Annotated in this window: 30 protein-coding genes; 5 read left to right on the forward strand and 25 right to left on the reverse strand. The window is 56.3% G+C overall.

The genetic code is table 11. From position 1 onward, the window contains the following. Positions 1-4: 4 nt before the first annotated feature. From modA to nifH, 14 genes are all read right to left on the reverse strand, one after another. Positions 5-748 (reverse strand): molybdate ABC transporter substrate-binding protein, encoded by a 744-nt coding sequence (modA, locus tag BN874_RS14115; protein ID WP_034434616.1) that lies wholly within the window; start codon positions 746-748, stop codon positions 5-7. 23 nt (positions 749-771) lie between these two features. After that, positions 772-1,590, reverse strand: a complete 819-nt coding sequence (locus BN874_RS14120) for a TOBE domain-containing protein (protein ID WP_230314447.1) — start codon at positions 1,588-1,590, stop codon at positions 772-774. A 103-nt stretch (positions 1,591-1,693) separates the two neighbouring features. Further along, complete coding sequence (locus tag BN874_RS14125; protein ID WP_034434618.1) at positions 1,694-2,503, reverse strand: sulfite exporter TauE/SafE family protein; 810 nt, start codon at positions 2,501-2,503, stop codon at positions 1,694-1,696. 87 nt (positions 2,504-2,590) lie between these two features. Next, positions 2,591-2,905 carry a ferredoxin III, nif-specific gene (fdxB, locus tag BN874_RS14130; RefSeq protein WP_034434620.1) on the reverse strand — a complete coding sequence of 105 codons (315 nt, stop codon included), beginning with the start codon at positions 2,903-2,905 and terminating at the stop codon, positions 2,591-2,593. Positions 2,906-3,007: 102 nt separating this feature from the next. Then, positions 3,008-3,442, reverse strand: a complete 435-nt coding sequence (locus BN874_RS14135; protein WP_034434682.1) for a NifB/NifX family molybdenum-iron cluster-binding protein — start codon at positions 3,440-3,442, stop codon at positions 3,008-3,010. Between the two features lie 10 nt (positions 3,443-3,452). Next, on the reverse strand, positions 3,453-4,880 hold the full coding sequence (gene nifN, locus BN874_RS14140) for a nitrogenase iron-molybdenum cofactor biosynthesis protein NifN (protein WP_051497863.1): 1,428 nt from the start codon (positions 4,878-4,880) through the stop codon (positions 3,453-3,455). Continuing rightward, positions 4,873-6,273: a nitrogenase iron-molybdenum cofactor biosynthesis protein NifE gene (gene nifE, locus BN874_RS14145; protein WP_034434622.1), complete on the reverse strand. Its 1,401-nt coding sequence runs from the start codon at positions 6,271-6,273 to the stop codon at positions 4,873-4,875. Before nifE ends, nifN begins: the two co-directional genes overlap by 8 nt. A 105-nt stretch (positions 6,274-6,378) precedes the next feature. Next, positions 6,379-6,903: a flavodoxin gene (locus BN874_RS14150; protein ID WP_034434624.1), complete on the reverse strand. Its 525-nt coding sequence runs from the start codon at positions 6,901-6,903 to the stop codon at positions 6,379-6,381. 39 nt (positions 6,904-6,942) lie between these two features. Then, on the reverse strand, positions 6,943-7,209 hold the full coding sequence (locus BN874_RS14155) for a DUF6129 family protein (protein ID WP_034434626.1): 267 nt from the start codon (positions 7,207-7,209) through the stop codon (positions 6,943-6,945). Continuing rightward, positions 7,206-7,919 carry a dinitrogenase iron-molybdenum cofactor biosynthesis protein gene (locus BN874_RS14160; RefSeq protein WP_034434628.1) on the reverse strand — a complete coding sequence of 238 codons (714 nt, stop codon included), beginning with the start codon at positions 7,917-7,919 and terminating at the stop codon, positions 7,206-7,208. The genes BN874_RS14155 and BN874_RS14160 overlap by 4 nt, the downstream gene beginning before the upstream one ends. Then, on the reverse strand, positions 7,916-8,128 hold the full coding sequence (nifT, locus tag BN874_RS14165) for a putative nitrogen fixation protein NifT (protein ID WP_034434630.1): 213 nt from the start codon (positions 8,126-8,128) through the stop codon (positions 7,916-7,918). The genes BN874_RS14160 and nifT overlap by 4 nt, the downstream gene beginning before the upstream one ends. A gap of 67 nt (positions 8,129-8,195) precedes the next feature. Continuing rightward, positions 8,196-9,761 (reverse strand): nitrogenase molybdenum-iron protein subunit beta, encoded by a 1,566-nt coding sequence (gene nifK / locus BN874_RS14170; RefSeq protein ID WP_034434632.1) that lies wholly within the window; start codon positions 9,759-9,761, stop codon positions 8,196-8,198. 87 nt (positions 9,762-9,848) lie between these two features. Beyond that, positions 9,849-11,315, reverse strand: a complete 1,467-nt coding sequence (gene nifD / locus BN874_RS14175; protein WP_081756413.1) for a nitrogenase molybdenum-iron protein alpha chain — start codon at positions 11,313-11,315, stop codon at positions 9,849-9,851. Between the two features lie 26 nt (positions 11,316-11,341). Further along, on the reverse strand, positions 11,342-12,232 hold the full coding sequence (nifH, locus tag BN874_RS14180; protein WP_034434636.1) for a nitrogenase iron protein: 891 nt from the start codon (positions 12,230-12,232) through the stop codon (positions 11,342-11,344). Positions 12,233-12,375: 143 nt separating this feature from the next. Between nifH and BN874_RS14185 the strand changes: the two genes are divergently transcribed. Next, a complete protein-coding gene (locus BN874_RS14185; protein ID WP_051497864.1) occupies positions 12,376-13,245 on the forward strand; it encodes an NAD(+)--dinitrogen-reductase ADP-D-ribosyltransferase in 870 nt (289 codons plus the stop codon). A 21-nt stretch (positions 13,246-13,266) separates the two neighbouring features. After that, complete coding sequence (locus tag BN874_RS14190) at positions 13,267-15,051, forward strand: hybrid sensor histidine kinase/response regulator (protein WP_051497865.1); 1,785 nt, start codon at positions 13,267-13,269, stop codon at positions 15,049-15,051. Positions 15,052-15,084: 33 nt separating this feature from the next. Here BN874_RS14190 and BN874_RS14195 read toward each other — a convergent pair whose 3' ends face one another. Beyond that, positions 15,085-15,456 (reverse strand): response regulator, encoded by a 372-nt coding sequence (locus BN874_RS14195; protein ID WP_034434638.1) that lies wholly within the window; start codon positions 15,454-15,456, stop codon positions 15,085-15,087. Positions 15,457-15,477: 21 nt separating this feature from the next. Beyond that, entirely contained in the window at positions 15,478-18,132 is a 2,655-nt protein-coding gene (locus tag BN874_RS14200; protein ID WP_034434641.1) for a bifunctional acetate--CoA ligase family protein/GNAT family N-acetyltransferase, read from the reverse strand. 135 nt (positions 18,133-18,267) lie between these two features. Here BN874_RS14200 and BN874_RS14205 point away from each other — a divergent pair, with 135 nt between their 5' ends. The 3 genes from BN874_RS14205 to BN874_RS14215 are packed head-to-tail and all read left to right on the forward strand — an operon-like array spanning position 18,268 to position 19,259. After that, the gene (locus BN874_RS14205) at positions 18,268-18,678 is read left to right on the forward strand and encodes a hypothetical protein (protein WP_034434643.1); all 411 of its coding nucleotides are present in this window, start codon (positions 18,268-18,270) and stop codon (positions 18,676-18,678) included. 14 nt (positions 18,679-18,692) lie between these two features. After that, a complete protein-coding gene (locus BN874_RS14210) occupies positions 18,693-18,977 on the forward strand; it encodes an IS4/Tn5 family transposase DNA-binding protein (RefSeq protein ID WP_154724948.1) in 285 nt (94 codons plus the stop codon). A 33-nt stretch (positions 18,978-19,010) separates the two neighbouring features. Continuing rightward, on the forward strand, positions 19,011-19,259 hold the full coding sequence (locus BN874_RS14215; RefSeq protein ID WP_034434647.1) for a hypothetical protein: 249 nt from the start codon (positions 19,011-19,013) through the stop codon (positions 19,257-19,259). Positions 19,260-19,640: 381 nt separating this feature from the next. Here BN874_RS14215 and BN874_RS14220 read toward each other — a convergent pair whose 3' ends face one another. The 9 genes from BN874_RS14220 to BN874_RS14265 all read right to left on the reverse strand — a co-directional run. Next, positions 19,641-19,952 (reverse strand): BON domain-containing protein, encoded by a 312-nt coding sequence (locus BN874_RS14220; RefSeq protein ID WP_034434649.1) that lies wholly within the window; start codon positions 19,950-19,952, stop codon positions 19,641-19,643. Positions 19,953-20,268: 316 nt separating this feature from the next. Further along, complete coding sequence (locus tag BN874_RS14225; protein ID WP_034434651.1) at positions 20,269-20,556, reverse strand: sll1863 family stress response protein; 288 nt, start codon at positions 20,554-20,556, stop codon at positions 20,269-20,271. 70 nt (positions 20,557-20,626) lie between these two features. Then, entirely contained in the window at positions 20,627-20,818 is a 192-nt protein-coding gene (locus BN874_RS14230; RefSeq protein ID WP_034434653.1) for a Thivi_2564 family membrane protein, read from the reverse strand. 261 nt (positions 20,819-21,079) lie between these two features. Continuing rightward, positions 21,080-21,649 (reverse strand): carboxypeptidase-like regulatory domain-containing protein, encoded by a 570-nt coding sequence (locus BN874_RS14240; protein ID WP_051497866.1) that lies wholly within the window; start codon positions 21,647-21,649, stop codon positions 21,080-21,082. Between the two features lie 134 nt (positions 21,650-21,783). Beyond that, entirely contained in the window at positions 21,784-22,002 is a 219-nt protein-coding gene (locus tag BN874_RS14245) for a hypothetical protein (protein WP_034434659.1), read from the reverse strand. A gap of 40 nt (positions 22,003-22,042) precedes the next feature. Further along, complete coding sequence (locus tag BN874_RS14250; RefSeq protein ID WP_034434661.1) at positions 22,043-22,231, reverse strand: Thivi_2564 family membrane protein; 189 nt, start codon at positions 22,229-22,231, stop codon at positions 22,043-22,045. 204 nt (positions 22,232-22,435) lie between these two features. Then, on the reverse strand, positions 22,436-22,657 hold the full coding sequence (locus BN874_RS14255; RefSeq protein ID WP_034434664.1) for a hypothetical protein: 222 nt from the start codon (positions 22,655-22,657) through the stop codon (positions 22,436-22,438). A 124-nt stretch (positions 22,658-22,781) separates the two neighbouring features. Then, the gene (locus BN874_RS24660) at positions 22,782-23,084 is read right to left on the reverse strand and encodes a hypothetical protein (protein WP_154724949.1); all 303 of its coding nucleotides are present in this window, start codon (positions 23,082-23,084) and stop codon (positions 22,782-22,784) included. 266 nt (positions 23,085-23,350) lie between these two features. Further along, positions 23,351-24,685: putative bifunctional diguanylate cyclase/phosphodiesterase (locus BN874_RS14265; RefSeq protein ID WP_034434668.1), on the reverse strand; the 1,335-nt coding region annotated here is incomplete at its 5' end.

Consider the following 24,685-nt stretch of genomic DNA (forward strand, 5'->3'; position numbering starts at 1 on the left):
CAACTTATTTAATCACGGTAAAGCCGTAGCGGCTAAAAATTGCGGCGGCTTGTGAAGAGGCCAGAAACTCCAGAAATCCTTTTGCCGCTGGCTTTGCACCCTGCACCAGCGCCGCCGGATACAACACCGGCGAATGGCTATCCGATGGGAATGTAGCCAGCACTTCCACTTTATCCGATACCTTGGCGTCGGTGGCATAGACGATACCGACCGCGCACTCGCCCCGCTCCACAAAAGCCAGCGCCGAACGTACATCCGGCGCTGCCGCCAATCGAGGTTCCAATGCCGCCCACCAGCCCAAAGCGGTCAGTGCTTGTTGGCTGTACTGGCCAATGGGCACCGATTGGACACAGGAACACCAGCGACCCTCAAACGCGCCAGGCAGATCGAAGCTCTTTTCCAGCTTGACCGGAAACGCTTTGCCTTTGGGCGCGATTAATACCAATTGATTACCCATCAGATTGCGGCGGCTGGTTTTGACAATCTTGTCCTTGCCATCGAGATAGTCCATCCATTTCAAATCGGCGGAAATAAATACATCCGCTGGCGCACCCTGTTCGATTTGTTTCGCCAGCGCCGACGCAGCAGCAAAGGACGTTTTGACCTCAACGCCTTTTTCCTTTTGGTACAACGCAGCGATGTCCTGAATTGCATTGGTCGTGCTGGCAGCGGCGAATACGGTAATTTGATCTGCCGCCCAAACCGGCACAACAAGAAGCAGGCCAATCAGAGTGAAAATGCGGCGCATAGCGATGATTCTTCCGTTAAAAATTACAGTCCTACGCCCAAAATGACGCTGGACGATTTGATTACGGCGACCGCCTGATTGCCTTCCTTGAGCGCTAACCCGTCAATGCTGTCATTGGTGATAATGGCGGTCACCGTTTTGCCGCCCGCCAATTGAATAGATACTTCACCATTGACCGCTCCTTTCTTGCAACTTGACACCGTGCCGCGCAGTTGATTGCGGGCACTGAGTTTCATTTTCTCGACACTCGCCATAATGATCACTGACGAGGCTTTCACCAGTGCATAAACCTCGCTACCTTCCTTAATTGCCAGATTTTCAACGCTGTTGTTGGTAATCAACGCCGTAATCTGGTCGCCGCCACCAATATCCACACTCACTTCAACATTGATCGGGCCGCTTTTCAGCGCAGTGACCCGCCCCAGAAATTGATTTCTTGCACTGGTCTGCATCATTAATCTCCGCATGAAGTTAATTAACTCGTCCACATCGTGGACCTTTTCGCCCAACCGGGCCAGGAACCGCCGATATTCACTCTCGACGGTATCAAACAACTCAATTTGCCGCAGTCCATAGTCAGTGATGCGGCTGCCGCCGCCGTATTTGCCGCCGGTGGCACTCATCACCAGCGGTTGATCGGCCATGTTGTTCATCGCGCTCACTGCATCCCAAGCCGCTTTGTAACTCAAATTAACCGCTTTTGCGGCATGAGTGATGGAACCGGTTGCGGCAATTTGGCGTAATAACTCCACCCGCTTTTGGCCTAAAAACCGCTGTTCGGACTTATCCAGCCAAATCGATCCAGTGAGCTTGGTTTGCTGTTGTTGACCCGCCAGCATCATCGTATAAACCCTCAACCTGAAATCGTTATAAAATAAGATATATAACGAAATGTGCAATCCTATGATGATCGCTGCTCAACAGCAAGCGATGGAGTAATCCAGCTTAATTCAGCAGAGCCTTGGGCAAGGTGGGCCGGTGATGTCCTAACAGCTTGATCGCCGACGCCAGCAGGATAATACCGAGCAGAACATGAAGCATCGAACTGGGTGCGAAGCCCAACAACAGGCTTCCAATCCATGCGCCGACAATTGAACCCAACGCCATAGCAATAACAAACGTGCTTTGCGCCGCTATGATGCGAGCGCGTCCTTTCAGAATATATCGGGTCAAACCAATAATAATGGTGGGAATACTGATCGCCAAACTTAGGCTGCCGGCCAGTTTAATATCCAGTGCGAATAATAAAATCAGGGTGGGAATAATCAATTCACCACCGGCTACACCCAGCATTCCGCTAAACACACCAATGACCACACCTGCCGCCACACCGAGCGGGATTTGCAACCACGCTGGAATAACCAGGCTGAACTGCTGAGAAACAATTTCGTGCCCTATCAATACTCCACTTAGGCCGATCAATAAGATCGCGACTGCACGGGTGAGTGTCCATTCATCAATCCGAGTAGCGAAATGGACTCCTATCCAGGAGCCTGCCAGAGATCCCGCTAAGATGTTAAGCACGATGTGCATTTGGGCCGCGATAGGTTCCAGTCCAGCTAGTCCAACCCGGAAAGCCAATGCGAAGATCACCGTCACCAAACTCATCATCAAATTAAGAATAATCGCATCTAGGGTTGGAAACTTAAATACGCTTACCAGCACCGGCAAACGAAATTCTGCACCGCCCAAGCCGATCAGTCCGCCCAACACACCAATGACGCCGCCCCAGATAAAAGCTACGAATTTTTGCAAAAAACCTCCGATAAGACTCCGGCGCTGGATTTCCCATCTCTGAAAATCAGGGAAATTGATGAGAAATAGCGCCGGATTCTGAACAACTCAAGCCGCTAAAGCCATAGGCGAGTGAGTGAAACACGCCTTGGGACAGACCCGAGAACACGCTTCACAGCCGATGCAATCCATGGCATTCGAGAGCGTCATAAAAGAATTGTCACTATCGTCATCATCATCATCGTCATCATCAAAATCCACATCGTCCACCGCCCGCTGCACGATAGTCAGCACATCACGCGGACACACCTTAAAACAGCGTCCACAACCGATGCACTTTCCTTCATCCAGTGCGGTCACGAACTGGGCCACCCACGGTGTACCGCCACGGGTCAGGCCAGTGATGACTTGTTCTGCGCCCATAATACTTTCTACCTCTCGCTAGACGCGCCATGCATGGCGCCTATCACACCCCGGTGCGGACACATGCCTCAACCGGGAACCATAAAGAACCGTTGTCTGTGCCTATTCCTGCCAGCCTTCCGCTGCCATCACATCAAAGCGGCTGGAATCCGCCGACTGCCGGCGGCGCAGCGCCTGATTCAACCACGGCTTCGATCCAGCGTTGAGCGCGGCTTGCAATTCATGCAGCAGCGGCTCAATCAGCGTGCCTTCCGCTACCTTGAACGGTTGCACATCCGCCGTCAGCAATTGCCGAATGGCGGATCCACCGACCGCTTGGCAGTACACCGCGACGCAACCGTGTAGCAGCGCCATCTTGGCTTGCAGCTTGTCCTCGTGTCCGTCAGCTTCCAGTTCGCCGAACTGAGCAAATTCCACCAGCGTCGCCTGTTGTGGCGTAATTGAGTAGATCGCCAAGGCGCTGGCCGTACCGAAGTGCTGATCCACCCGCTTGCGGTCGCTGGTGGCGAACGCCACCCGGATGTTTGCTGTCGTCATGGCCTGCACCTCAGTGCCGCCGTTCACAATCCACCAATGCCTGTTCAGAGCCATATGCCATCGTCTCCCAGCGGTGGTCGTCTTTGCGGGAATAGAAGGAATGATAGGGCGCAACTCCGCCGTGGCCGTGGCCGAGCAGCAGGTTGGCAATGTCAAACAAGGCTTGCCGCGCCCCGCGATAGCCGATCCAGGTGCGCTGGTAGCCGCCCAGTTGATCGTAAAGCGGGAAACCAGCCCGCAATAACGGAATGCCTAGCCGTTGTGCGGTGTCCACCGCGTGGGAATTCCCGATCAGCAATTCCGCATCGCCCTGGCGCGCCCAGGTTTCCAGGTCTTCCAGATCGCCGATTTGCACCTGAGCCAGCGGGGTTCGTTCCAACACCGCAGCACGATCCGATGCCACCGCCGCCACCACTTCCGCGCCCATTTCCGCCAGCCATTGGCTGAAGGCATGCAGCAGATCGGGGTCGGCGGCGAGGGCGATGCGGGCCTGGCCGAGCATGAAATGGGTGTCGAGCATGGCGTCCAGCAACTGCGCCCGCTGCCGCGCCAGTCGCGCCGGCACCGCGTGCCCGGCGATGCCGGCTAAAGTCATTACCAACTGATCGTTGGCGGCCAGTCCCAGCAGGTGATCGAAACGATGCAGCGGGACGCCAGTGCGCTCATACAGCAGATCGGCGACGGGATACAGCGAGGCACCGATAACCAAGGTAGCGACGGCATTGCCTAAGGTGGTGAAGGCGTTGACCGACAGGCCACCCACCGTAACCGGCTTGAAATCCTCCGGGTCGAGATGGCCGTCCAGTGAATCGGCGAGGTCCGGAATCATGACCGGATGCAGGCCGAAACTCTCGATCAGTTCGCGCAAGGCTTCCACATCGCCCGGAGTCAGCAGCGAACCGCACAGCACGTTGACCTGTCGCGTCCGGCAGCCAAGACGGGTTTCTTTCACCGTCGCGGCGGGCACCCATTCGCTGATCATTGCCCGCAGCGCAGCCGCGTAACCGCTCTCCAGGCAACCGCTGAAATCCGGGGTATTGACTGGAATGATCCGCACCGCCTGAAATTCGGGATGCAGCTCACGGAAGGTCTTGAGTACCCGAACAATGTCGGTGCCCTGGGCTTCGGACAGGCCAGTGGTCAGCAAGCCAATTGCGGCGGGCCGGTTTTTTTCGCAAACGGTTTTCAGCGCCTCGATCACATTATCGTCCGCGCCCATCACACTGCTGATCGGGTCCATCGCGGTGGTCTGCAACGGAATCGGTTCGCGGAAATGGCGAACGAAGAAGACCTTGGCGAAAGCGGTGCAGCCTTGCGCGCCGTGCAGCAGTGGCATGGCCCGCTCCAATCCCAGCACCGCCAGACTGGCGCCCATCGCCTGACTGGTTTTCAGCGGACTGACCGACAGCGCTTTACTGCGGCGGATGATTTCAGCCATGACGGGCCTCCAGCGCGATCAGGTCCCACGGCGCGGGACGGCGTACCGCATCCCAGACCGGATTTTCCACCGTCCGCGCAATCTGCCGCGCCAGTTCCACCATGCCGCGATAACCGGCATAGGCAAATTCGCGCTCCTGATTGATGTCGAGAAACGGCAGGCGGGCCTTGAGCGCGGTGTACATGTTGCGCCCGCCCGCAATGAGCAAATCGGCCTGATATTCCTTGGACAGCGCCAGCAATTCACGCGGATTGCCGTCCTCAATCATCCGGGCGTCCTCGCCCATCAATTCGCGGATGCGGGCCTTATCTTCTTCAGTGGATTTCTTGGTGCCGGTAGCGACCACGGTAATCCCCAAATCCTGTAGCGCCGACACGATGGACCAGGATTTGACCCCGCCGGTGTAGAGCAGCGCCCGCTTACCGTGCAGCCGTTGCCGCCACGGCTCCAGCGCACTATCGGCGCTGGCTTCTTCACGGGCGATCACCGCTTCGGTGCGTTGACTTAAATTGGGATCGCCGATCAGGCGGGCGATGTCGCGCAGGGCTTGCGACACATCGCGCACCCCGTAAAAACTGCCCTCGAACCAGGGGGTGCCAAAGCGTTCCTTGAGTTTGCGGGCGACGTTAAGCATGGCCCGCGAGCAGACGATCATGTTGACTTCGGCGCGATGCATGGTTTGCACCTCACGAAAGCGGGTATCGCCGGACAGCGTACACAGCACCCGCAAACCCAGTTCATCGAACAGCGGCAGCACCCGCCACAGTTCGCCGGCGATGTTGTATTCGCCGATTAAATTAATGTCATGCACCTTCAAATCAGGCCGCGCCGGATCGACCGGCGGCGGCGATGGTTCGCAGGTGCCGACCACGTACTGCACCATCACTTCACCGGCAATGCGGTTGCCCAGATTCTTGCTGCCGTAGAAACCAGCGGAATCCACCGGTACTACCGGCACCCCCCAGCGCTGTTCCGCCGCTTTGCAGATAGCGGGCAGATCATCACCGATCAAGGCGGTTACGCAGGTGCTGTAAACGAACACCGCCGCAGGCTGGTAGCGATCAATCGCCTGCTTGACGGCATGAAACAGCCGCTTCTCGCCACGCCCCATGATTACGTCCTGCTCGCTGAGGTCAGTGGTCATCCCCAGCCGGTACAAAGCCGGGCCGGTGGAACGAGCGCCCCGGTTATCCCAGGAACTGCCAGCGCAGGCGATAGGGCCGTGAACGATATGCGCGACATCGGCAATCGGTAACAAGGCGATCTGAGCGCCGTCAAAGGCGCAACCGCCCGCCGAGGCACCCGGTTTGGGACGGGCGCAGCCGGATTTGGCCTTGAGGTTGTGATCGCAGGCCGGTTCATCGCGCAGAGCGGCCAGATCGCTGGGTTTCATCGAGGCGTCCTCGCGGTGGTTGGCGTGGAACGGGCATCCTGCCCGTTATTGGGTTAGCTAAACGCGGATACGAGCAGACCATACAAGCGATATGCCCGCACAACTTCAACCCGCGACTGCCAAGCTCAGTAATTCTGGCTTGACCTGTTCCAGCCATTCTTCCAGCCGTTCCTCAGTTAGATCGGCTTGGTTATCCTGATCCAGCACCAAGCCGACAAACTCGCCGTTGACGACCGCCTTGGATTTGTTGAATTCATAACCATCCACCGCCCACGAGCCGATCAAGGTTGCGCCCTTCTTCTTCAGTTTCTTGTAGAAAATCCCCAGCGCATCCACAAATTCATCGGGATAGCCTTGCTGATCGCCCAAGCCGAACAGGGCGACGGTCTTACTCGCCCAGTCCACACCGTCCAGCGCCGGTAAAAACTCGGTCAAGGTCTCCGGCAGTTCGCCATCGCCCAAGGTTGGCGTACCGAAAATCAGCGCGCTGTATTGGGCCATATCTTCGGCGCTGGCGTCCTTGACGTTATGCAGCGCGACCTCACCTTCGTCGAACTGCTTCTTGATTATTTTGGCGACCTTGCGGGTATTGCCGGTGTCGGTCGCATAGAACAAACCAATTTTTGCCATGAGGATTTCCTCCATTTCACCAGATTTTCTGTTTAAGGATCAGGAATTCAGCACCGTCGCCAGCACCACACCGGTGGCTTTCTGGGTATCGGCGGTGAGATGTAGGCAGGTCTGCCGGCCATCCACCAGGTAGACGTTGAAATCGGCACCGCTGACGACCGGTTCAACCGTGGTGATGTCGTCATCCAGGCAACTGGCGAAATAGACGCTGGGATAGATCCGCCGCAAGTGGGTCAGCGTGTTTGGATTGATCCCCTCGGCGGTGGCGAGTCGGGCAATATCAGTCAGTTGGCGCGGGGTAATCATGATGCGGCCTCCGCGATGGACGGTTTCGATTCTTCAGCAGCGTGGGCGCGGCGTTTAGCCAGCCAGGGTGGCGGGTCGCCGGCCAACACCTGTTGCAATTCATGCAGCAGCGCCGAGATCTCCTCGGCCTGTGGGCGCTTGAAGGGATGAACGCCGCTGTTCACGACGCGAGCGGCGGCGGGACCGCCAATGGACAGCACACACAGCAGATCACAATCGCTGATCAGCGCCACCCGTTCCGCGCTATGGTCCACGCTGAGGCGGGCTATAGACGGTGCGGGTCGCACCGCGACCAGCCGTGCTGCGGTCGCCGATACCTGATAAATCAGGAAACGGGCGCAGGAACCAAAATGACCGTCCAGCCGCTCGCTATTGTTAGAGGCGCAAGCGATCTGAATCGAATCCGGCAATGGGCCATCCTCATAAACTTGAGGAGCCGGGATGGCGGTTTTCGCCGCCGCTTCCTCTTCGCCATGTAAACGGTCCAGCGCCTGCCGCAGCACGGCGCCATCCATTTCTTCCAGCGCACCATCCGCGCCGGTTTTGAGATCCTTGACCTTCAGGCTGTTGAGTTTGGCTTCGGTCAGCGGTTCACCCACTATCGCGACCAGCACTCGTAACAGTTGGCCCGGAGTGGTATCCGGCAGTTGCCGTGCCGCCAGGCCGATGCGCAGCGCGAGACAATCGGGCAGTGGGCTAGTGTCGTTCATAGCCGCTTCACTCGCACCGTCAGGGGCAGCTTGGGCTTTTGCTCCAAGGGTTCGAGATAGAACCGCGACCCATCAGATAACTGCATTTCACCACCCCAAGTACCGGGTCCCGCATGTTCCAGCGCGACGACGATTTCTTCGTGATCCTTTTTGGTGATGTAAAACACCAGTTCACCGGCTGCGTTGTTCCGTAACATGACGTTTGGCATGGCTGCATTCTCCTGAAACCCTCGACGCCCCCTTTATCCAAAGGGGGGGGATTTTCATGATCCGTCGTTAGCGCACCAAATCGAAGGCGTAGTCGGTTTCGCCTAGCGTCATGGTGTCCTGGTCCAGCTTTTCCATCACTGCATTCACCAGCAGCTTGAGCATGTGCATCGCGCCCTCGTAACCGAGCGTGGTATCACGGTGCAGGTGGTGACGGTCGAACAGCGGGAAGCCCATCCGAATCAGCGGCACTTCATGCTCTTTGCCCTTGTGCAGGGTGTCGCGCTGAATGAACTTGCCGTAGGAGTTGCCGATCAGAAAATCGGGTTTGTTGCTGAACACCAGCGAACGCAGATGCCAGAGATCCTTGCCCACATAGACTTCGGCATCCTGACCGTAGGGCGAGTCCTTGAGCAGCTTGGTGATGTCCTTGGCCCAGCGCTTGTTCGCGTTGTGACACAACACATGCAGCGGTTCAGCGCCCAGCTCCAGCAGGAATTGGCACATGCCGGTCACAAAGTCGGGATCGCCGAACACTGAGAACCGCTTGCCGTGCAACCAGGTATGGGAGTCGGTCATCATGTCCAGCAACCGACCCCGCTCCTGAGTTAGTGATTCCGGGATCGGCTTGCCGGTGAGTTCCGAGACCTTCATCAGGAAATCGTCGGTCCAGCTTAGTCCCATCGGGATGTTGATGGCACTGGCGGGTTGATGCCAGGTGTCTTGCACATACTTCTTGGTCTTGGGCAACTGGTACGGTTGCAGCAGCAGGGTGTCAATGGCGTTGGGGGCGTCCTTGATCTGGTCCTGAGTGGTGCCACCCGCGTACATGCGGAATTCGCCGTCGGCGGGGGTATCGAGTACTTCTTCCGGATCAGACAGGAAGCTGTAAGCCACGCCCATCTCGTTCAGCATCCGCTTGATCACCCGCAGATTGCCCAGATAGCCCTCAAAGCCGGTCACGATGTTGAGCTTGCCGTTGCTGCCAACGACCTTGTCCTCCATCGTCTTGAGGGTGAAGTAGCTTAAAATTCCTTCCAGCATATTGTCCCAGCCGGTGGTATGGCTGCCGACGAAGCTGGGGGTATGGGCAAACGGGGTGGGAAAATCCATCGGCACCCGCCCGTCATGCTTGGCATTGGTGATAAAGGCATTCAAATCATCGCCAATCACTTCAGCCATGCAGGTGGTGGATACGGCGATCATTTCCGGCTGATACATGGCCTTGGAGTTTTCCAACCCCTCGAACATATTCTTTTGCCCGCCGAATACCGCCGCGTCTTCGGTCATCGAGTCGGAAACAGCAGCCACTGGTTCACGGAAATGGCGGTTGAAGTAGGTGCGGAAATAAGCGACGCAGCCCTGCGAGCCGTGAACATAAGGCAGGGTCTTGTAAAAGCCCAGCGCGCACAACACCGCGCCCAACGGTTGACAGGCTTTAGCCGGGTTGATGGTCAGCGCCTGGCGCTGAAAATTGAGTTCCTTGTACGCCTCGGTGGTGGTCCACTGGAACACTTCTTCCAGTTTTTCGGTCGCCGGCGCTTCCTCGAACACCCGCTTGCGGGCAAAAGCCTCCTGGTATTCGTCGGTATTGAACAGCGGATAGCCCGGTTTAATCGTTTCGACGTCTTGCATGACCAAATCCTCGTTAGCGCGGAGCGCATAACCCAACAGGATGAAAATGTTGGGTTATGGCCGATGGCCTCACCCAACCGACAGGTTTCAGGCAGCCGACTTTAATGCTTCGGCGCCGGCGCGCTTCCAGGGAGCCTGCAATTTCTTCCAGCAGGGGTTGTTAATCGTCATGTCCATATCACGGGCAAAAATGGCGAAGCCGTCGTAGCCGTGATAGGGGCCGGAGTAATCCCACGAATGCATCTGCCGGAACGGAATGCCCATCTTGTGGAACACGTATTTCTCCTTGATGCCAGACCCGATCAGATCGGGTTTCAGCCGCTCCACGAAGGATTCCAGCTCGAAACTGGTGGCGTCGTCATAAATCAGCGCACCATCCTGCAACTCCTTGAAGGTACGGTCGTAATCATCGTTGTGAGCAAACTCGTAGCCCGCGCCGATGATTTCCATCCCCAAATCTTCATAGGCGCCAATGACGTGACGGGGCCGCAGGCCGCCGACGAACAGCATCACCCGCTTGCCTTCCAGCCGGGGACGGTATTTGGCGATAATCGCATCCTGCATCGGCTGATGCCGGGCGATCACCCGCTCGGCGTTCTCCTGGATCGTGCTATCGAAGAACGCAGCAATCTTGCGCAGGCTGGCGGCGATTTGGGTCGGCCCGAAGAAGTTGTATTCCAGATAGGGAATGCCGTACTTCTCTTCCAGATGGCGGCTGATGTAATTCATCGAGCGATAGCAATGCAGCAGATTCAGCTTGGCGTGGCGAGTCGTTTGCATTTCCGGGATGGAGCCATCGCCCGACCACTGCGCAATCACCCGCAGCCCCATTTCTTCCAGCAACACCCGCGACGACCAGGCGTCGCCGCCGATGTTGTAATCGCCGGTGATCGCCACGTCGTAAGGGGTGGACTCGAAACTGTTGTCGTCATCGCGATTGTGCAGCACCCAGTCACGCAACGAGTCATTAGCGACATGGTGACCCAGCGACTGCGACACGCCACGGAAACCTTCACAGCGCACCGGCACCACCGGCTTGCCAATGTCCTTGGCCGACTTCTTGGCGACCGCTTCAATATCGTCGCCGATCAGGCCGATGGGGCATTCCGACTGCACGGTAACGCCCTTGGCCAAGGGAAACAGGGTGTCGATCTCGGCAATCATCTTGGCCAATTTCTTGTCACCGCCGAACACCACATCCTTTTCCTGAAAGTCGGAGGTGAAGTTCATATCGGCGAACACGTTGACACCGCTGTGGCCGGTGACGTAATTGCGGCGACCGGCGCGGGAGAACTGACCACAGCCGACCGGGCCATGCGAGATGTTAACCACATCCTTAATCGGTCCCCACACCACGCCCTTAGCCCCGGCATAGGCGCAACCGCGAGCGGTCATCACGCCGGGCAGTGCTTTCTTGTTGGCGACGATGCACTTGTTGGACTTTTCCAGGGTGGGGTCGTTGGCCATCAGATGCTTGGCGCGCTGCTTGCCAGTCGCTTCTGGATAGACCTGCAATACTTCCTGGATCAGTTGTTCGGTTTCTTGGCGGTTCATGCTCATGAGGCGATCTCCGGTGAGGTTCAGGCAGCGGCCAAAGCGGCTTCGGCTTCGGCGGTCTTGCCGACGATGGACTCGTCTTCCTCATCGAGGATGCCGAATTCCATCAACAGGTCTTCGAGTTCATCCATGGTCAGCGGCTTGGGAATTACGAACTTCTTGTTTTCGACGATCTTGCGGGCCAGGGTGCGGTATTCATCGGCCTGCTTGGCCTTCGGGTCGTACTCGATCACGGTCATCCGGCGAATCTCAGCCCGCTGCACCACGTTGTCACGCGGCACGAAATGGATCATTTGGGTGCCCATCCGATCCGCCAGCGCTTCGATCAATTCGGCTTCTTTGTCAGTCTTGCGCGAATTGCAGATCAACCCGGCCAAGCGCACCTTGCCGGATGTGGCGTATTTGCAGATGCCCTTGGCGATGTTGTTGGCGGCGTACATCGCCATCATCTCGCCGGAAACGACGATGTAGATTTCCTGGGCCTTGTTTTCGCGGATCGGCATGGCAAAACCGCCGCATACCACATCGCCCAATACGTCGTAAAATACAAAGTCGAGGTCTTCCTCGTAGGCACCTTCTTCTTCCAGAAAATTGATGGCGGTAATCACTCCGCGACCGGCGCAGCCGACCCCTGGTTCGGGGCCGCCGGATTCGACGCAACGGATGCCGCCATAGCCGACTTTGAGTACTTCATCCAGTTCCAGATCTTCGACGGTGCCCGCTGCCGCCGCCATTTCCATAATGGTGTTCTGGGCCTTGGCATGCAGGATCAAGCGGGTGGAATCAGCCTTGGGATCACAGCCGATAATCATGATCTTCTTGCCTTCAGCCGCGAGGCCGGCGACCAGATTCTGGGTGGTGGTGGATTTACCGATGCCGCCCTTGCCATAAATCGCGCATTGCCGTATTGCCATTGCAGTACACTCCTATCGCTGAATACGAAGTTTTTACTTTCACTACTCACTCTTCAACACTCATGCCAAACCCAAAAAAGAAATCAACATGATGATTTTTTGATATTTTTTTTTCAGGTTCCCATCAGAATACAGTGGCATAGATGACAAACGTGGCGTCTTGTGCGGTTAGTGACAATCTCGACATTCCCTGCGATCCCCGGTTACCCAGGGAAGCGTACCTGTCGATTAATCATTGCAATCTGCCGGCGGCGATCCTCGGTGGATTGACGTTCCAGCGCCATCCCGCGCCGTTACTGCTGGATGGGGTCGCGGAGCTGCATGTCCGCCTGTTCCGGCGGTTGGCGGTTCTGGCGGAACCCGAAGCGCGGGCGCAACAATTCATGGACTATGTGACGGTGTATTTCCGGCTGGAGGCGCTGGAAGAAGTAGGACTGACGCCGGGACGGCCTAAGTCCAAATTACGCGGGCGGGCGGATTATTTACGCATGGTGCGCGGCTGGGCCTTCGACACCGACAGCCGGGAAGGGGCGGTACTCAAGGGGTGGGTGGAATCGCGCTTCGGTCTGCTGACCCGTTACCACGGCGGCCTGCTCAATGACCGCGCTAACGATACCTATCTGCATTTTATGGAGGCGCGCAGTCATGGCCTCTACAACACCAATGCCCTGGAAGCGCAACTGGACCTGCTCTATACCTACTGCCAGTATGAGTTGTATCGGCAGCAGCTACCGGAACAGACGCATCTCACCCTGTATCGCGGCTTCAACCGGTTCAGCGATGATCAGGTGTTGCATCAGGCCGACCGGCGCCGTTGGGTCGTGCTGCTCAACAACCTCAGCTCCTTCAGCACCCAGCGTGAGCGTGCCGAAGAATTTGGCGATCATCTGCTGCGGGCGCAGGTGCCGATCAGCAAGGTGTTTTTTTACAACCGGGTATTGCCAGGAATGCTCAAGGGTGAAGATGAGTACGTGGTGATCGGCGGGATTTACGACGTAGAGCGGTTAGCGTAGCCATAGCAGAAAAGGTGCGATATGACGCAGGATGATCAAGGTGGAGCAAAAAATCTCAGGGAAAAAGCAGAAACCAGCGCTTCGGGGCGCTACCTGGAGATGCCGGAGCTTTCGAGCGATCAGGCCCGCAAGCTGTTTCATAAACTTCAGGTTCACCAGATTGAACTGGAGATTCAGAACGAAGAGTTGCGCCGCATCATGGGGGAGCTGGAACAGTCGCGTAATCAGTTTTCCCTGCTGTTTCACCAGGCGCCGATTGGCTATCTGGTTCTCAATGAGGTAGGACTGATTTATGAGGCTAATGAAACCTTTTGCCGCATGATCAGCTACACCCGGGATCAGTTAATGGGTAGCCCATTTGCCGAGTGCATGGAAGGCGATGATCGTGGCGTGTTTCTGGCGCGTTATCGGGCGCTCTTCAAGAATCCAGCAGAGAAGAGTCTTGAAGCGCTGATCCGGCGTAATCAGGGTCCGGCGTTTTATGCGCATATGGAAGGCGCGATCATCCATACGATTTTGGGGCGTAATCAGAATAACAATACGCCCCTGTTGCTGCTGGCGGTCACGGATATCACCGAGCGCAAGTGGGCTGAGGAAAAGCGGTTGCAGTTGGAGCGCCAGTTGCAGCAGACCCAGAAACTGGAAAGCCTGGGCGTACTGGCGGGTGGCATCGCCCATGATTTCAATAACCTGCTGGCGATTATCCTGGGTAATGCCAGTTTGGCGCTGGATGATTTGCCCCACCTGTCTCCCGCCCGCGAGAACCTGAGCGCGATTGAAGCGACCTCATTGCGCGCCGCTGAACTGTGCCGTCAGATGCTGGCGTATTCGGGCAAGGGCCGGTTCGCTATTGAAAACATCCGGCTTGGGGCGCTGATCGGAGAAATGGTGTCCCTGCTCAAATCTTCACTGTCGAAGAAGGCGGTGCTGAACCTGAATCTGAAGGAGCCGCTGCCTCCGCTGCGTGGCGACCCCAGCCAGATCCGCCAGGTGGTGATGAATCTGGTCATCAACGCTTCCGAGGCGATTGGTGAACGCAGTGGCGTGGTTACCATTTCAACCGGGGTCATGGAATGCTCGCACGAATACCTGGGCGATGTTTATCTGGACGAGCGGTTGACGGAAGGTTCTTATGTGTGGCTGCAAATCGCCGATACCGGGTGCGGCATGGACCCGGAAACGCAGCGGCGGATCTTCGAGCCGTTTTTTACTACCAAATTCACCGGTCGGGGTCTGGGTCTGTCGGCAGTGATCGGCATTGTGCGGGGTCATCGCGGCACCCTGAAGGTATACAGTAAGCCGAACAAGGGTACGACGATCAAGCTGTTGTTCCCAATCACAACTGAGGAAGCGATGCCGGTCGATACTTATGATGGGGTGGTGCCGAGCGACTGGAAAGGGACGGGCATCATCCTGCTGGTGGATGATGAGGAGTCGATCCGGGCCATGGGCAACCGGATGCTGGAACGGCTGGGATTCCAGGTTCTGGCAGCGGCGGACGGGCGGGCAGCGCTGGAAATTTACCGCACCCGGCGCGAGGAAATTGCCCTGGTGTTGCTCGACCTGACCATGCCCCACATGGATGGCGCGGAAACCTTCCGCGAACTGCGCCGGATCGATCCGGCGGTGCGGGTGGTGATGTCGAGCGGCTACACCGAAAGCGAGATTGCCCCGCGGTTCGCCGGTGATCGGCTGTCCGGCTTTCTGCAAAAACCCTACGCACTGTATGCGCTGGCTCAGTGCTTGCGCGGCGCACTCAGCGGCAGCGATCTGGTGAGGGGCAAAGATGCAAGTTCGCCGGCATAACCGGGCGGGGCGACTGCGGGGCGGCCAGGCCATTTAGCTGCTGCTTAATACTTCGCGGAGTCGAGCCAGCCCGATAGGTTTGGTCAGGGTGATCACCGAACGCAAGCCATTGAATTCGGCTAACACGCTGGCATCCTTGGCGTAGTCGGGACTATAGCCGGTGATAATGATCAGGTTGGCGGCGTAGCGTTGTTCCATCAACCATAAGACCAGTTCGTTGCCGTCCATTTCGGGCATCACCATATCCATGACGATATGGGTGGGATGCAATTCATGGTAGGCGATTTGGAATGCATGACCGGTTGTGGTCGCCCGCGCCTCGTAACCCAGGCCGGTCGCGACCTTGCGCACCAGCTCGCCAAATTCAGGTTCGTCGTCGACTACCAGAAGACGTTTATCGCTCATTCAATGTGCCCTGCGGAAAATTTACCCGGCGGATGATGCAACGCAATGAAGCTTCAAAATAACATGCTTCAGGCCGGGATCGTTAAGATCAGCATGAATGGAAAAGCCCAGCGACCGATCCAGTTGCAACATGGATTTGTTTTCTCGCAAGACTTCGCCGTGAATTTCGCTGATGCCCCGCGCCCGGGCGTAAGCAATGATCCGTTGCATCAGCAGATTGCCGAGACTCAGACGCATCATGGCCCGATCTACCAGAATGGAATACTCGGCCCGGTCGTTGTTCGGATCGGCGCTGAGGTTGACGATGCCATAAATCTCGGCCTTGCCTGGCAGACCCGGCCCCACCGCTACCAGCGCCATTTCCCGATGGTAGTCAATCTGGGTCAGCGTCGCTGCCAGGTCGTGCGAGAGTTCGCGGATCGGCTGGAAGAATCGCAGACGTAAATCTTCGGGCGAGGCCCGTAGCGCCAAGGCTTGTAGCGCCGGCTCATCTTCGGGTAACACCGGGCGTAGCAGTAACTCCTGCTGGTTGGGCAAGCGGATGGTTTCTTCCAGGTTCTTGGGATAGGGACGAATCGCCAACCGCTGGGCCGGGATGGGGGAAGTCGGAGTCAGTTGCACTTGGGCATCCAGCGCGACCACGCCCCGCGCATTGACCCGTAACGGGTTGATCGCCAGTTCCGCCAATTCCGCCAGGTCAATCACCATCTGCGAGACTTTGACCAGGGTTAGCGCCAGGGCATTGAGGTTGGCGCGGCGCAGCAGGCTGTAACGCAGCCGTTGATAAATCCGGGTTTGCGCCATGATTTCGCGGGCCAGGTGCAGATTACAGGGCGGCAGGCCATAGGCGATATCGTTGATGACTTCGGCTTCGGTGCCTCCCTGCCCAAAGTAAAGCACCGGCCCGAAGCGCTCGCCGGAGCGTGCCCCCACGGTCATTTCATAAGCACCATCGCGGGCCACCATCGGTTGCAACGCAAAACCCTTGAACGGGATCGACGGCACTACGCAGCGCAACCGCATCATCATCAGGGTCGCCGTTTCCCGCACCGCCTCCGGGGTATGCAGATAACGGGCGATGCCGCCCACTTTCGATTGGGTCATGGCATCCAGGGAGATGATCTTCAAGGCGACGGGCTGCTTGAGGCGAGCGGCAATGTCAGCGGCTTCAGCGGGGGAATGCGCCAGCAGGGTTTCCACCACCGGGATGCGGTAGGCGATCAGCAACCGCATGGCTTCGCACTCATTGAGACTGCGGCGACCATCGGCCAGCGCCTCGGCGATCACCGCTTGGGCAGCAGCGACGTCCGGGCTAAATGCCTCCGGCAGCGACGGTGGAGTTTCCATTAACAGCGCCTGATTGCGCTTGTACTGGACGATCCGCATGAATGCCTGTACCGCGCCATTTGCGGTTTCATAGGTTGGTACTAGCTGCACCAGCAACCGCCGTCGTGCTTCCGCGCCGGTTCGTGAGCCTGGAAAACTGGCGATGATACAGCGGCGACTTTGGGCGAGACGCTGGATCAGGCTTTCGGCGACCGCCACCGTTTCGCTAAGGTCACTTGGCGTTTTAATCACCAGCACCCCATCCACCCCCGGATCGGTGAGTAGTAAATCCAGCGCTTGGCCGTAGGCGTTGGGGCTGGCCTGATCGCCGAGATCCACCGGATTGGGCTGGGCGCTGGGTTCAATCAGTTTTTCCAGTCCCTGCTGGGTGGCCTCGGAAAATTGCGCCAGCCGTCCGCCGAAGCGATACAAGGTGTCGGTGGCCAACAGGCTCATGCTGGAGCTATTGCTGAGGATTGCCAGCCGGTCATTATTGACGCGCTTGGCCGCTTTTAGCACCTCCACCATTTGCATCAGTTCATGGCTGTCTTCGACCCGCAGTAAACCGGCGCGGCGAAAAGCAGCGGCATAGACCGCATCACCGGGTTCTTCTTCCGGGTAACGACGCGGTTTCAACACGATCACCGGTTTCATTCGCGCCACCCGCCGCGCGGCTGACATGAATTTGCGGGCATCGTTGATATGCTCCAAGTACAAAAGAATGGCACGAGTTTGGTAGTCACCGGCCAGATAATCGAGGACATCAGCTAAATCCACATCCAGGCTATCGCCCAAATGGATCATGTGGCTGAAACCAAAACCGGAATGCTGCTCAATGTCCAGCGCAGTTTGTCCAATGGTGCCGGATTCAGTAATGAAAGCGATCTGGCCGGGGATCAGCGGCTGGAGGTTCTGGCTGATGTTGAGTTGGGACAAGGGGATGCTGATTCCTTGGGAACTAGGGCCTAGCACTCGCAATAAATAGGGTTGAGCGGCGTCCAGAATGGCTTGAAAGAGGGCTTTCCGTTCGCCGGGCGGGATAGCGCGTGCTTCGCTAATTAGCACCACAGCGCGAGTGCCGCGCTCACCCAGTTGTTGAATCAGGGTCGGCGCTTCTCGCAGCGGTCGGGTGATGATGGCTAATGTCGGCGGGAGAGGCAGACTGGCGATATCGCGATAGGCGAGCGCACCTTCCAAAGCCCATCGTTCCGAGTCTACGGGCAGGATAGGGCCTTTGAAACCGCTGCTCATCAGATTACGAGCGACATTGATTTCGGTAGCGCCGCCGCCACCGCAAATGAGAGCAATAGTATCTGGCTTGAAAAGGGCATCGAGATTGCGAGTCGTCATGGGAAGAGTTAAACATTCCAATAAACAAATAGTTCGGACAGTTTTCGGGAAGGCATGAGCGGGAGGTAGCCGCATCGGGTCGGCTTCGGAGAGGGTGGAGTTGCGAAACAACCCTCTATCCGTGCGAAGGAACCGATGCGACTGTGCGACAGTGTAGTGGCGACGCCGGGGTTAAGCCAACCGTTGCAGCGGTTTGTGCGCGAGGTGCTGATGCTCCTGTGGATCATTCCGGGGCGGGCGACGTCTCTGAATTTGAGTCGCTATAGCCACTACGATGAGAAGACCTTCCGGCGGTGGTTCCAACAGGAGGTCAACTGGGCCGGATTGAATGTGGTGGTGATCCGGGCCGTAGTGCCGGCGCATCACCACCAAGTTCTGGCCTTCGACCCGAGTTTCGTGCCGAAAAGCGGGAAACCCGCCCCCGGTTTGGGGCGCTTTGGGAACGGCAGTGCCGGGCGGGCGGAACAAGGCTTGGAAGTAACCATCTCCCGGCAGAGTCCTGTCGATTCCACACATCTTGATCCCAAGAGTTGCGGCCCTATTTGAAGGGGTAGGTCAAGGTGAGTGAGGCAGACGGAATGACGGAAACGGCGGCGGAGTTGGGCGGGGCGAACTTGGGGGATGCCCGGCTGAACCGACGGTTGGTGCGGGTGGCGGAACGCCTGGGGGCACAGCCCGGTGCCAGTATTCCGGCGGCCTGCGGGGGCTGGGCGGAGACGCAGGCAACGTATCGGTTGCTGGCCCATGAGGCGGTGACGTGGGAGCAAGTGCTCACGCTGCACTGGGACTGTAGAAGTAAATTCTCTGTACATGACAAAAAATTTAACTTATTGAAATTGTGGTAAAATATTGCCTTTCTCACGAAGGAGATGAATATCATGAATCAAATCCACGAGCTATCGACACTGATCAATCAAACATTTCAGGACTTTCGCTTTCCGTCATTCCCGCGTCAGCGGGAATCCAGTAAGCCACTGAAAAAATTGGATACCCGCTTTCGCGGGTATGACGAATTTAAGGGGCTTGGCGAAAGTCCTGCATTTAACTGGAATAAAGCGAGAATAGATTGTTTAGTTGGAATGCTCATTGCTTTACTGAGTACACGCAGTATGAATTTAACCGAATGAGCCATCGCTTTTCCAAACGAGGCTAAACCCGATTCACGGTATCGGCGTATTCAACGTTTTATCCGTGATTATTTGCCCGATTTTGATAAATTTTCGCTATTTATCATGAAATTATTTGGTTTTTTAACTCAAGATTATTATTTAATTCTCGACCGAACAAATTGGAAATGGGGTAAAAAAATATTAAAAGACTTTTAATCGTTCCGGTAATTGCTTTTTGTTGGTCGTATCGTACTGGCGAATGGCAACCCGATTTAGTTAAACCGATTACAGTAAAAAAACATCTCCGTTCCCGATTTGCGGTTGCCGACTGCGGAGCGAACCGCTCCCCGGACTTGATGCCCGGAGATCAGTTCACGGTTGGTAATGCGCGGTCTCCCGTTACTTGAGCCGCATGTCATTCTTAACCGATGTCACGCCAGGAACGCCGCGCGCAACCTGCACCGCCTTGTTAATGTCTCCCTTGGAATTGACGAAGCCGCTCAATTGCACCACGCCTTTGAAGGTTTCAACGTTGATCTCCGCCGAACTCAGCGCCGGATCGTTGAAAATGGCCGCCTTCACTTTGCCAGTCAGGACGGTGTCGTCTACATATTCCCCGGTTCCTTCCTGCTTTGTGGTCGAGGCGCATCCCAACAGAGAGGCGAGAAAAACGACGATGAAAAAGGTAGCGAATCGATTGAATAATTTCATGCTGATACTCCTGGTGAATGATGAATCTTAGAATCTTGGAATCTTGGAATCTTGCGTAGGGTGGAAAAGGGTTCAGAACTTTTGCTTCCAGTTCAAGAACCGTTCGGGATGAGCCGGTCGAACCCTGTTCTTTATTGATCAGGACTTTCGCTAATAAACCTTGCGTCGTCATACTCGTGAAAACGGGTATCCAGTCTTTTCAGCAGCTTACTGGATTCCTGCTGACGCGGGAATGACGAAAAGCGAAAGTCCTGTTGATCAATGACCCTTCGATAGGCTCAAGGCGAACGGAAGGAGTGAAAGTTCTGAGGTTAGCTCATTTGAAATGTGCTTTGAACGCATGCACGGAGTCCTTAAAAGCATCCCAGACATTTTCGGTTTCTGCTTTGAGTTGCTCCCAAGAGTCTTCAGTAGCAGCCTTGAGAGTCTCCAGCCTCTTCTCACCGTCCTGACGCATGGCATGCAGTGTGCTGAGCTGTTCCTGATATTTCACCTTAGCCTCCTTCTGGCTCTTGTGCGCTTTCGCCTCCAAGACATCCATTTCCGCGCTCCATTTATCGAGCCGTTGCTTCATTTTTTCCACATATTCGTCTTTTGTTGACATTGGGACTTGCTCCTGTTCTGAATCGGGAATGAGTATCTGCTCGACGCATCACTCACGGTCTCATATTAAATCACCTTCCCACATGCATTCCTGAGAAGGAACCCAAAACTCCGAAGGCGCTTAATACAAAAAGAATCACCACAATGATGACGACCACATTCAAGATTTTCTTGATGGTCGCATCCATCGGTATGTAATTGTTAATCGCCCACAGGACTACCCCGAAGACGACTAAGACAATGATTAATTGAATCAACGGCATGGCGCTTCTCCTTTCCTACTGCGTTAGAGACACTCTACAACACATCGCAGCCCGTCTCTGTGCGCTAGCGAACAGAAGCGGTAAGGCATTGAAGCAGGATTTTCGCCAAACTTCTAAATCTGTCATACCCGCGAAAGCGGGTATCCACGGGTTATCCGTCGCTTACTGGATTCCCGCGGGTGCGGGAATGACGGAAAGCGAAAGTCCTGTGAAGTAAAGTGCATCCTGAACGGTTGAATTTCGGATGCACGGTGACCGCTCTCAACGCCAGTAGAAATCCAGCCGGGATTGGCCCGAACCCTCGATATGCGCTGTTTTTCGCTGGGGCTGCTGCGAGGCTTGATCGGTGGCACTGGCTTCCACGACGTAGTCACCCGGCGGCAGTTGGGCGAGAAACCAGGGGCCTTTTGATTCGACGCTCAGGACCGATCCACCGTGCGAATCCAGAATATTGACCCGGACCGCTGATAGATACTCGCCGCTGCCCTGCATCGCGAACATCAAGCGCAGGTTGAACTGATTGGACAGGGCATTGAGTTCGGCGCGTTCGCCTTCGCCCACGCCGCCCGTTATGTAACGAATGCCTTGATCGATGCGGACCTGCATTAACCGGCTCGCCGGCGACCCGGGGGTAGCGTCCGATGATCGCGAAGGGGGCGCCGATTCCGAACCGGCATAGAAATTCGAGCGCGGCAATGGCGCAGGCATGACCGGCGCCGGTTCCTGATAGCGTGGCGATGCGTCCAAGTCGTAGGCCGGGGGAGCGTTATCCGCCTGCTGCGCGCTGGCCGACTGCAACATGCCGCCGCCCAGGATCAGCGCGGTTGCCATCAAACTTATCTTGTGCATCTTTACCATTTTGAGAGTCTCTTTAGTCTGCTTGAAGGGCGCCGAAAATAGCGTTTCCGACGATGGATTTTCCCTCCGGGAGGAGGACATTTTTAGCGTCTCCAGCAATACGGGTGCTAGCTGTTTTTGGGTACAAACAGCAGAAGCGTGCCCGCCAGTATCGCCGCCACGCCCGCCCAGACCGGGATATTGACCGTCTGTTGCTCCTTCACCGTCAGTTCAATTGGACCGATCCTGGCTTCCTGTGTCTCCTTGGTGTAGCTGAAACTGCCATACGCCAAGCCCAGGACGCCCACCATGATCAGCGCGATGGCTGCAATCTTAATTGCGTTCATGTTGTCTCCTTCCACCGATAAAGCCTTACGGATTGATCCGCTATCCAACCCGTATCCCTTGCATGGAACCCAAGAGTCCAAAGGCGCTTAATACGAAGAGAATCACGACCAGGATGACGACCACATTCAAGATTTTCTTGATCGTGCCATCCATTGGTATGTAGGTATTGATCGCCCACAGGATCACTCCGAAGACGACTAAGACGATAACTAATTGAATCAAGGGCATGGCGCTTCTCCTTTCATGCTGTATTAGCACTGAACGCACCCTACAATGTTTCCTGGCAGGCGGTCTGTGCGCTAGCGAACAGACCAAAAAAAATCACTAAAAATTTTGTATAAAAATTTTTGCCGCAATATCAGCAATTCCATACTATGTTCAGGCTACGGCATTAAGAGGAGTCTATAGATCAGTGGCATAGAAGCAGGTTGCCTACTTCCAACTTGATCGAGATTTCAACGAACTTCCATCATCACCGCCTTTGCTCGCCCAGTAGTCGGCGATTACTGCAAGGGCGCGGGCTTCAGCCGGTGAATTGGGCGCAGCGGTCAGCGCCCGGATCATTTTCAAGGCATTGATGGCGCGGTCGCGGTCGGTCATAGTCAGATTCGCCAGATCAGCGCGGCGAATCGCTTTCAAAGTCATTATGGTCATTAGGTTTTCTCTTGTAGCCAAGTCGTTAAAATTTTCTCGCGTCGAAGTACGGTGAAAGGATCGGAACATTCATAAGCGCCGGCTAAAGTTTCAGCCAGTGGGCTTTAATCGGGGATCACTGCTGCTATTTATTTTGATATCCTTTGTGGTGATGATGGTTATATTGATAATTATGTTCAGAATAATGACGACGGTAGTAATGATGGCCGCCTCTGTGGTACTGCCTCTGGTAATACCGATGGTTGTAAGAACGAGAACCGTTGTTGTAGTGATTTCTCTGGTATTGATGGCGGTTGTCGTCAACACGGATCGTGCTGCGATCCTCGGTTCGATGATGATTGTAGGCTTGCGCGACAGCCAGCATCGGGGTTACTCCTAGCAGGACAGCGAGAATCCCGCCGAGTCTCATCCACTTGTTCAAGTTCATCGAATGGCCTTCCAGAGAGTGGGTTAAGCGCAGGCCCAAGGTTATTAGCATCCTGAGCCGATGTTGTTTGTAGTACGGAGCTGGAAATTACCATTACCCTATAGAGAAATCTGTTCGATAGCGCACATAAAATCGCGTTCTTGAGATTTAGAGACAGGACTTTCGCTTGCAGTGATGAACGGGCATCTTGCCCGTTTCACTAAAGGCGTCATGGCAGGCGGGGGCTTTCTTGGCGCAAAACTCTCATCACCGGCTGGAAACCGGTTCTACTGAAGGGTCCACGCCTCAGGCGCGGTCCAGCCGGCGATCCAGGCGGGGATTTGTTCCGGCGGCATGGGGTGGGCGATGCCATAACCCTGAGCGAGGTCGCAGCCCAGCCGGATCAGCAGGCTGCCTTGGGCGTCAGTTTCCACTCCTTCGGCAATCACCTGGCGGCGGAAGGCCACCGACAACCCGATCACGCCTTCGACAATCGACCGCGCATCGGTATCCACCAGCAGGTCACGCACGAACGATTGATCAATCTTCAGTAGATGCACGGGCAGATTCCTGAGGTAGGTCAGCGAGGAATAGCCGGTGCCGAAATCGTCCAGGGCGAAGCGAACGCCCAGTTGCCGGCAATCTTCGATCAACTCGGAGATGGCGGCGATATCCTCCAAGGCAACCGTTTCCAGGATTTCGAGTTCGAGTCCGTCCGAGGACACCGTTGGATAAGCCGCCAGCGCCGCCCGCAACTTGGCGACGAAATCCAGTTGTTGCAAATGGCGGCTGGAGATATTGATGCTCACCGGTAGACACAGACCCTGCGTCGTCCAGACCGACATCTGCCGCAGCGTTTCCTTCATCACCCATTGCCCAAAGACGATGGACAGTTCACTGGTGTCGACGGCAGGCATGAACCGCTCCGGCAAGAGCAGGCCCTCCTCCGGGTGCTGCCAGCGAATCAGGGCTTCGACGCCAATGACTCTGCTGTAGCGCATATCCACTTTGGGCTGGTAATAAAGACGCAGTTCATTCGCGGCCAGCGCTTCCTTAACCCGTTGCAGGCGGTCGCGGGCACAGCGGGCGCGGCGGTCGCAGTCGGCGTCAAACCAGTAATAGCGGTTGCCGCCGGCCTCCTTGGCGGCATACATGGCCTGGTCAGTATGGCGCAGCAGGGTATCGGGATTGGACATGTCATCGGGATACAGGGTCACGCCAAGGCTGGTGCTCAGCGGAATCGGCTGGTCCAAGACCACAAAAGGAACGTGCAGCGCCGCCACCACCCGATTCAGGGTCTGTTCGCATTCTTCCATGTCCGTTAAATTCCCCAGCAGCAGGATAAATTCATCGCCCCCCAGCCGGGCCACCGTGTCATTGGCGCGCACACAGCTTTTCAAGCGGCGGGCCACCTCGATCAGCACTCGATCACCGTGCGCATGGCCCCAGGTGTCGTTGATGGCTTTGAACCCGTCCAGGTCCAGGTAACACACCGCCAGCCGCTTCTGATCACGCAGGGTTTGGGCCATGGCCTGTTGCAAGCGGTCGGTCAACAGCACCCGGTTAGGCAACTGGGTCAGCGCATCGTGGTAGGCCAGATGGTCGAGCTGCTCTTCGACCTG

This window comes from Candidatus Contendobacter odensis Run_B_J11, assembly GCF_000531125.1.
Taxonomy (GTDB): Bacteria; Pseudomonadota; Gammaproteobacteria; order Competibacterales; family Competibacteraceae; genus Contendibacter; species Contendibacter odensensis.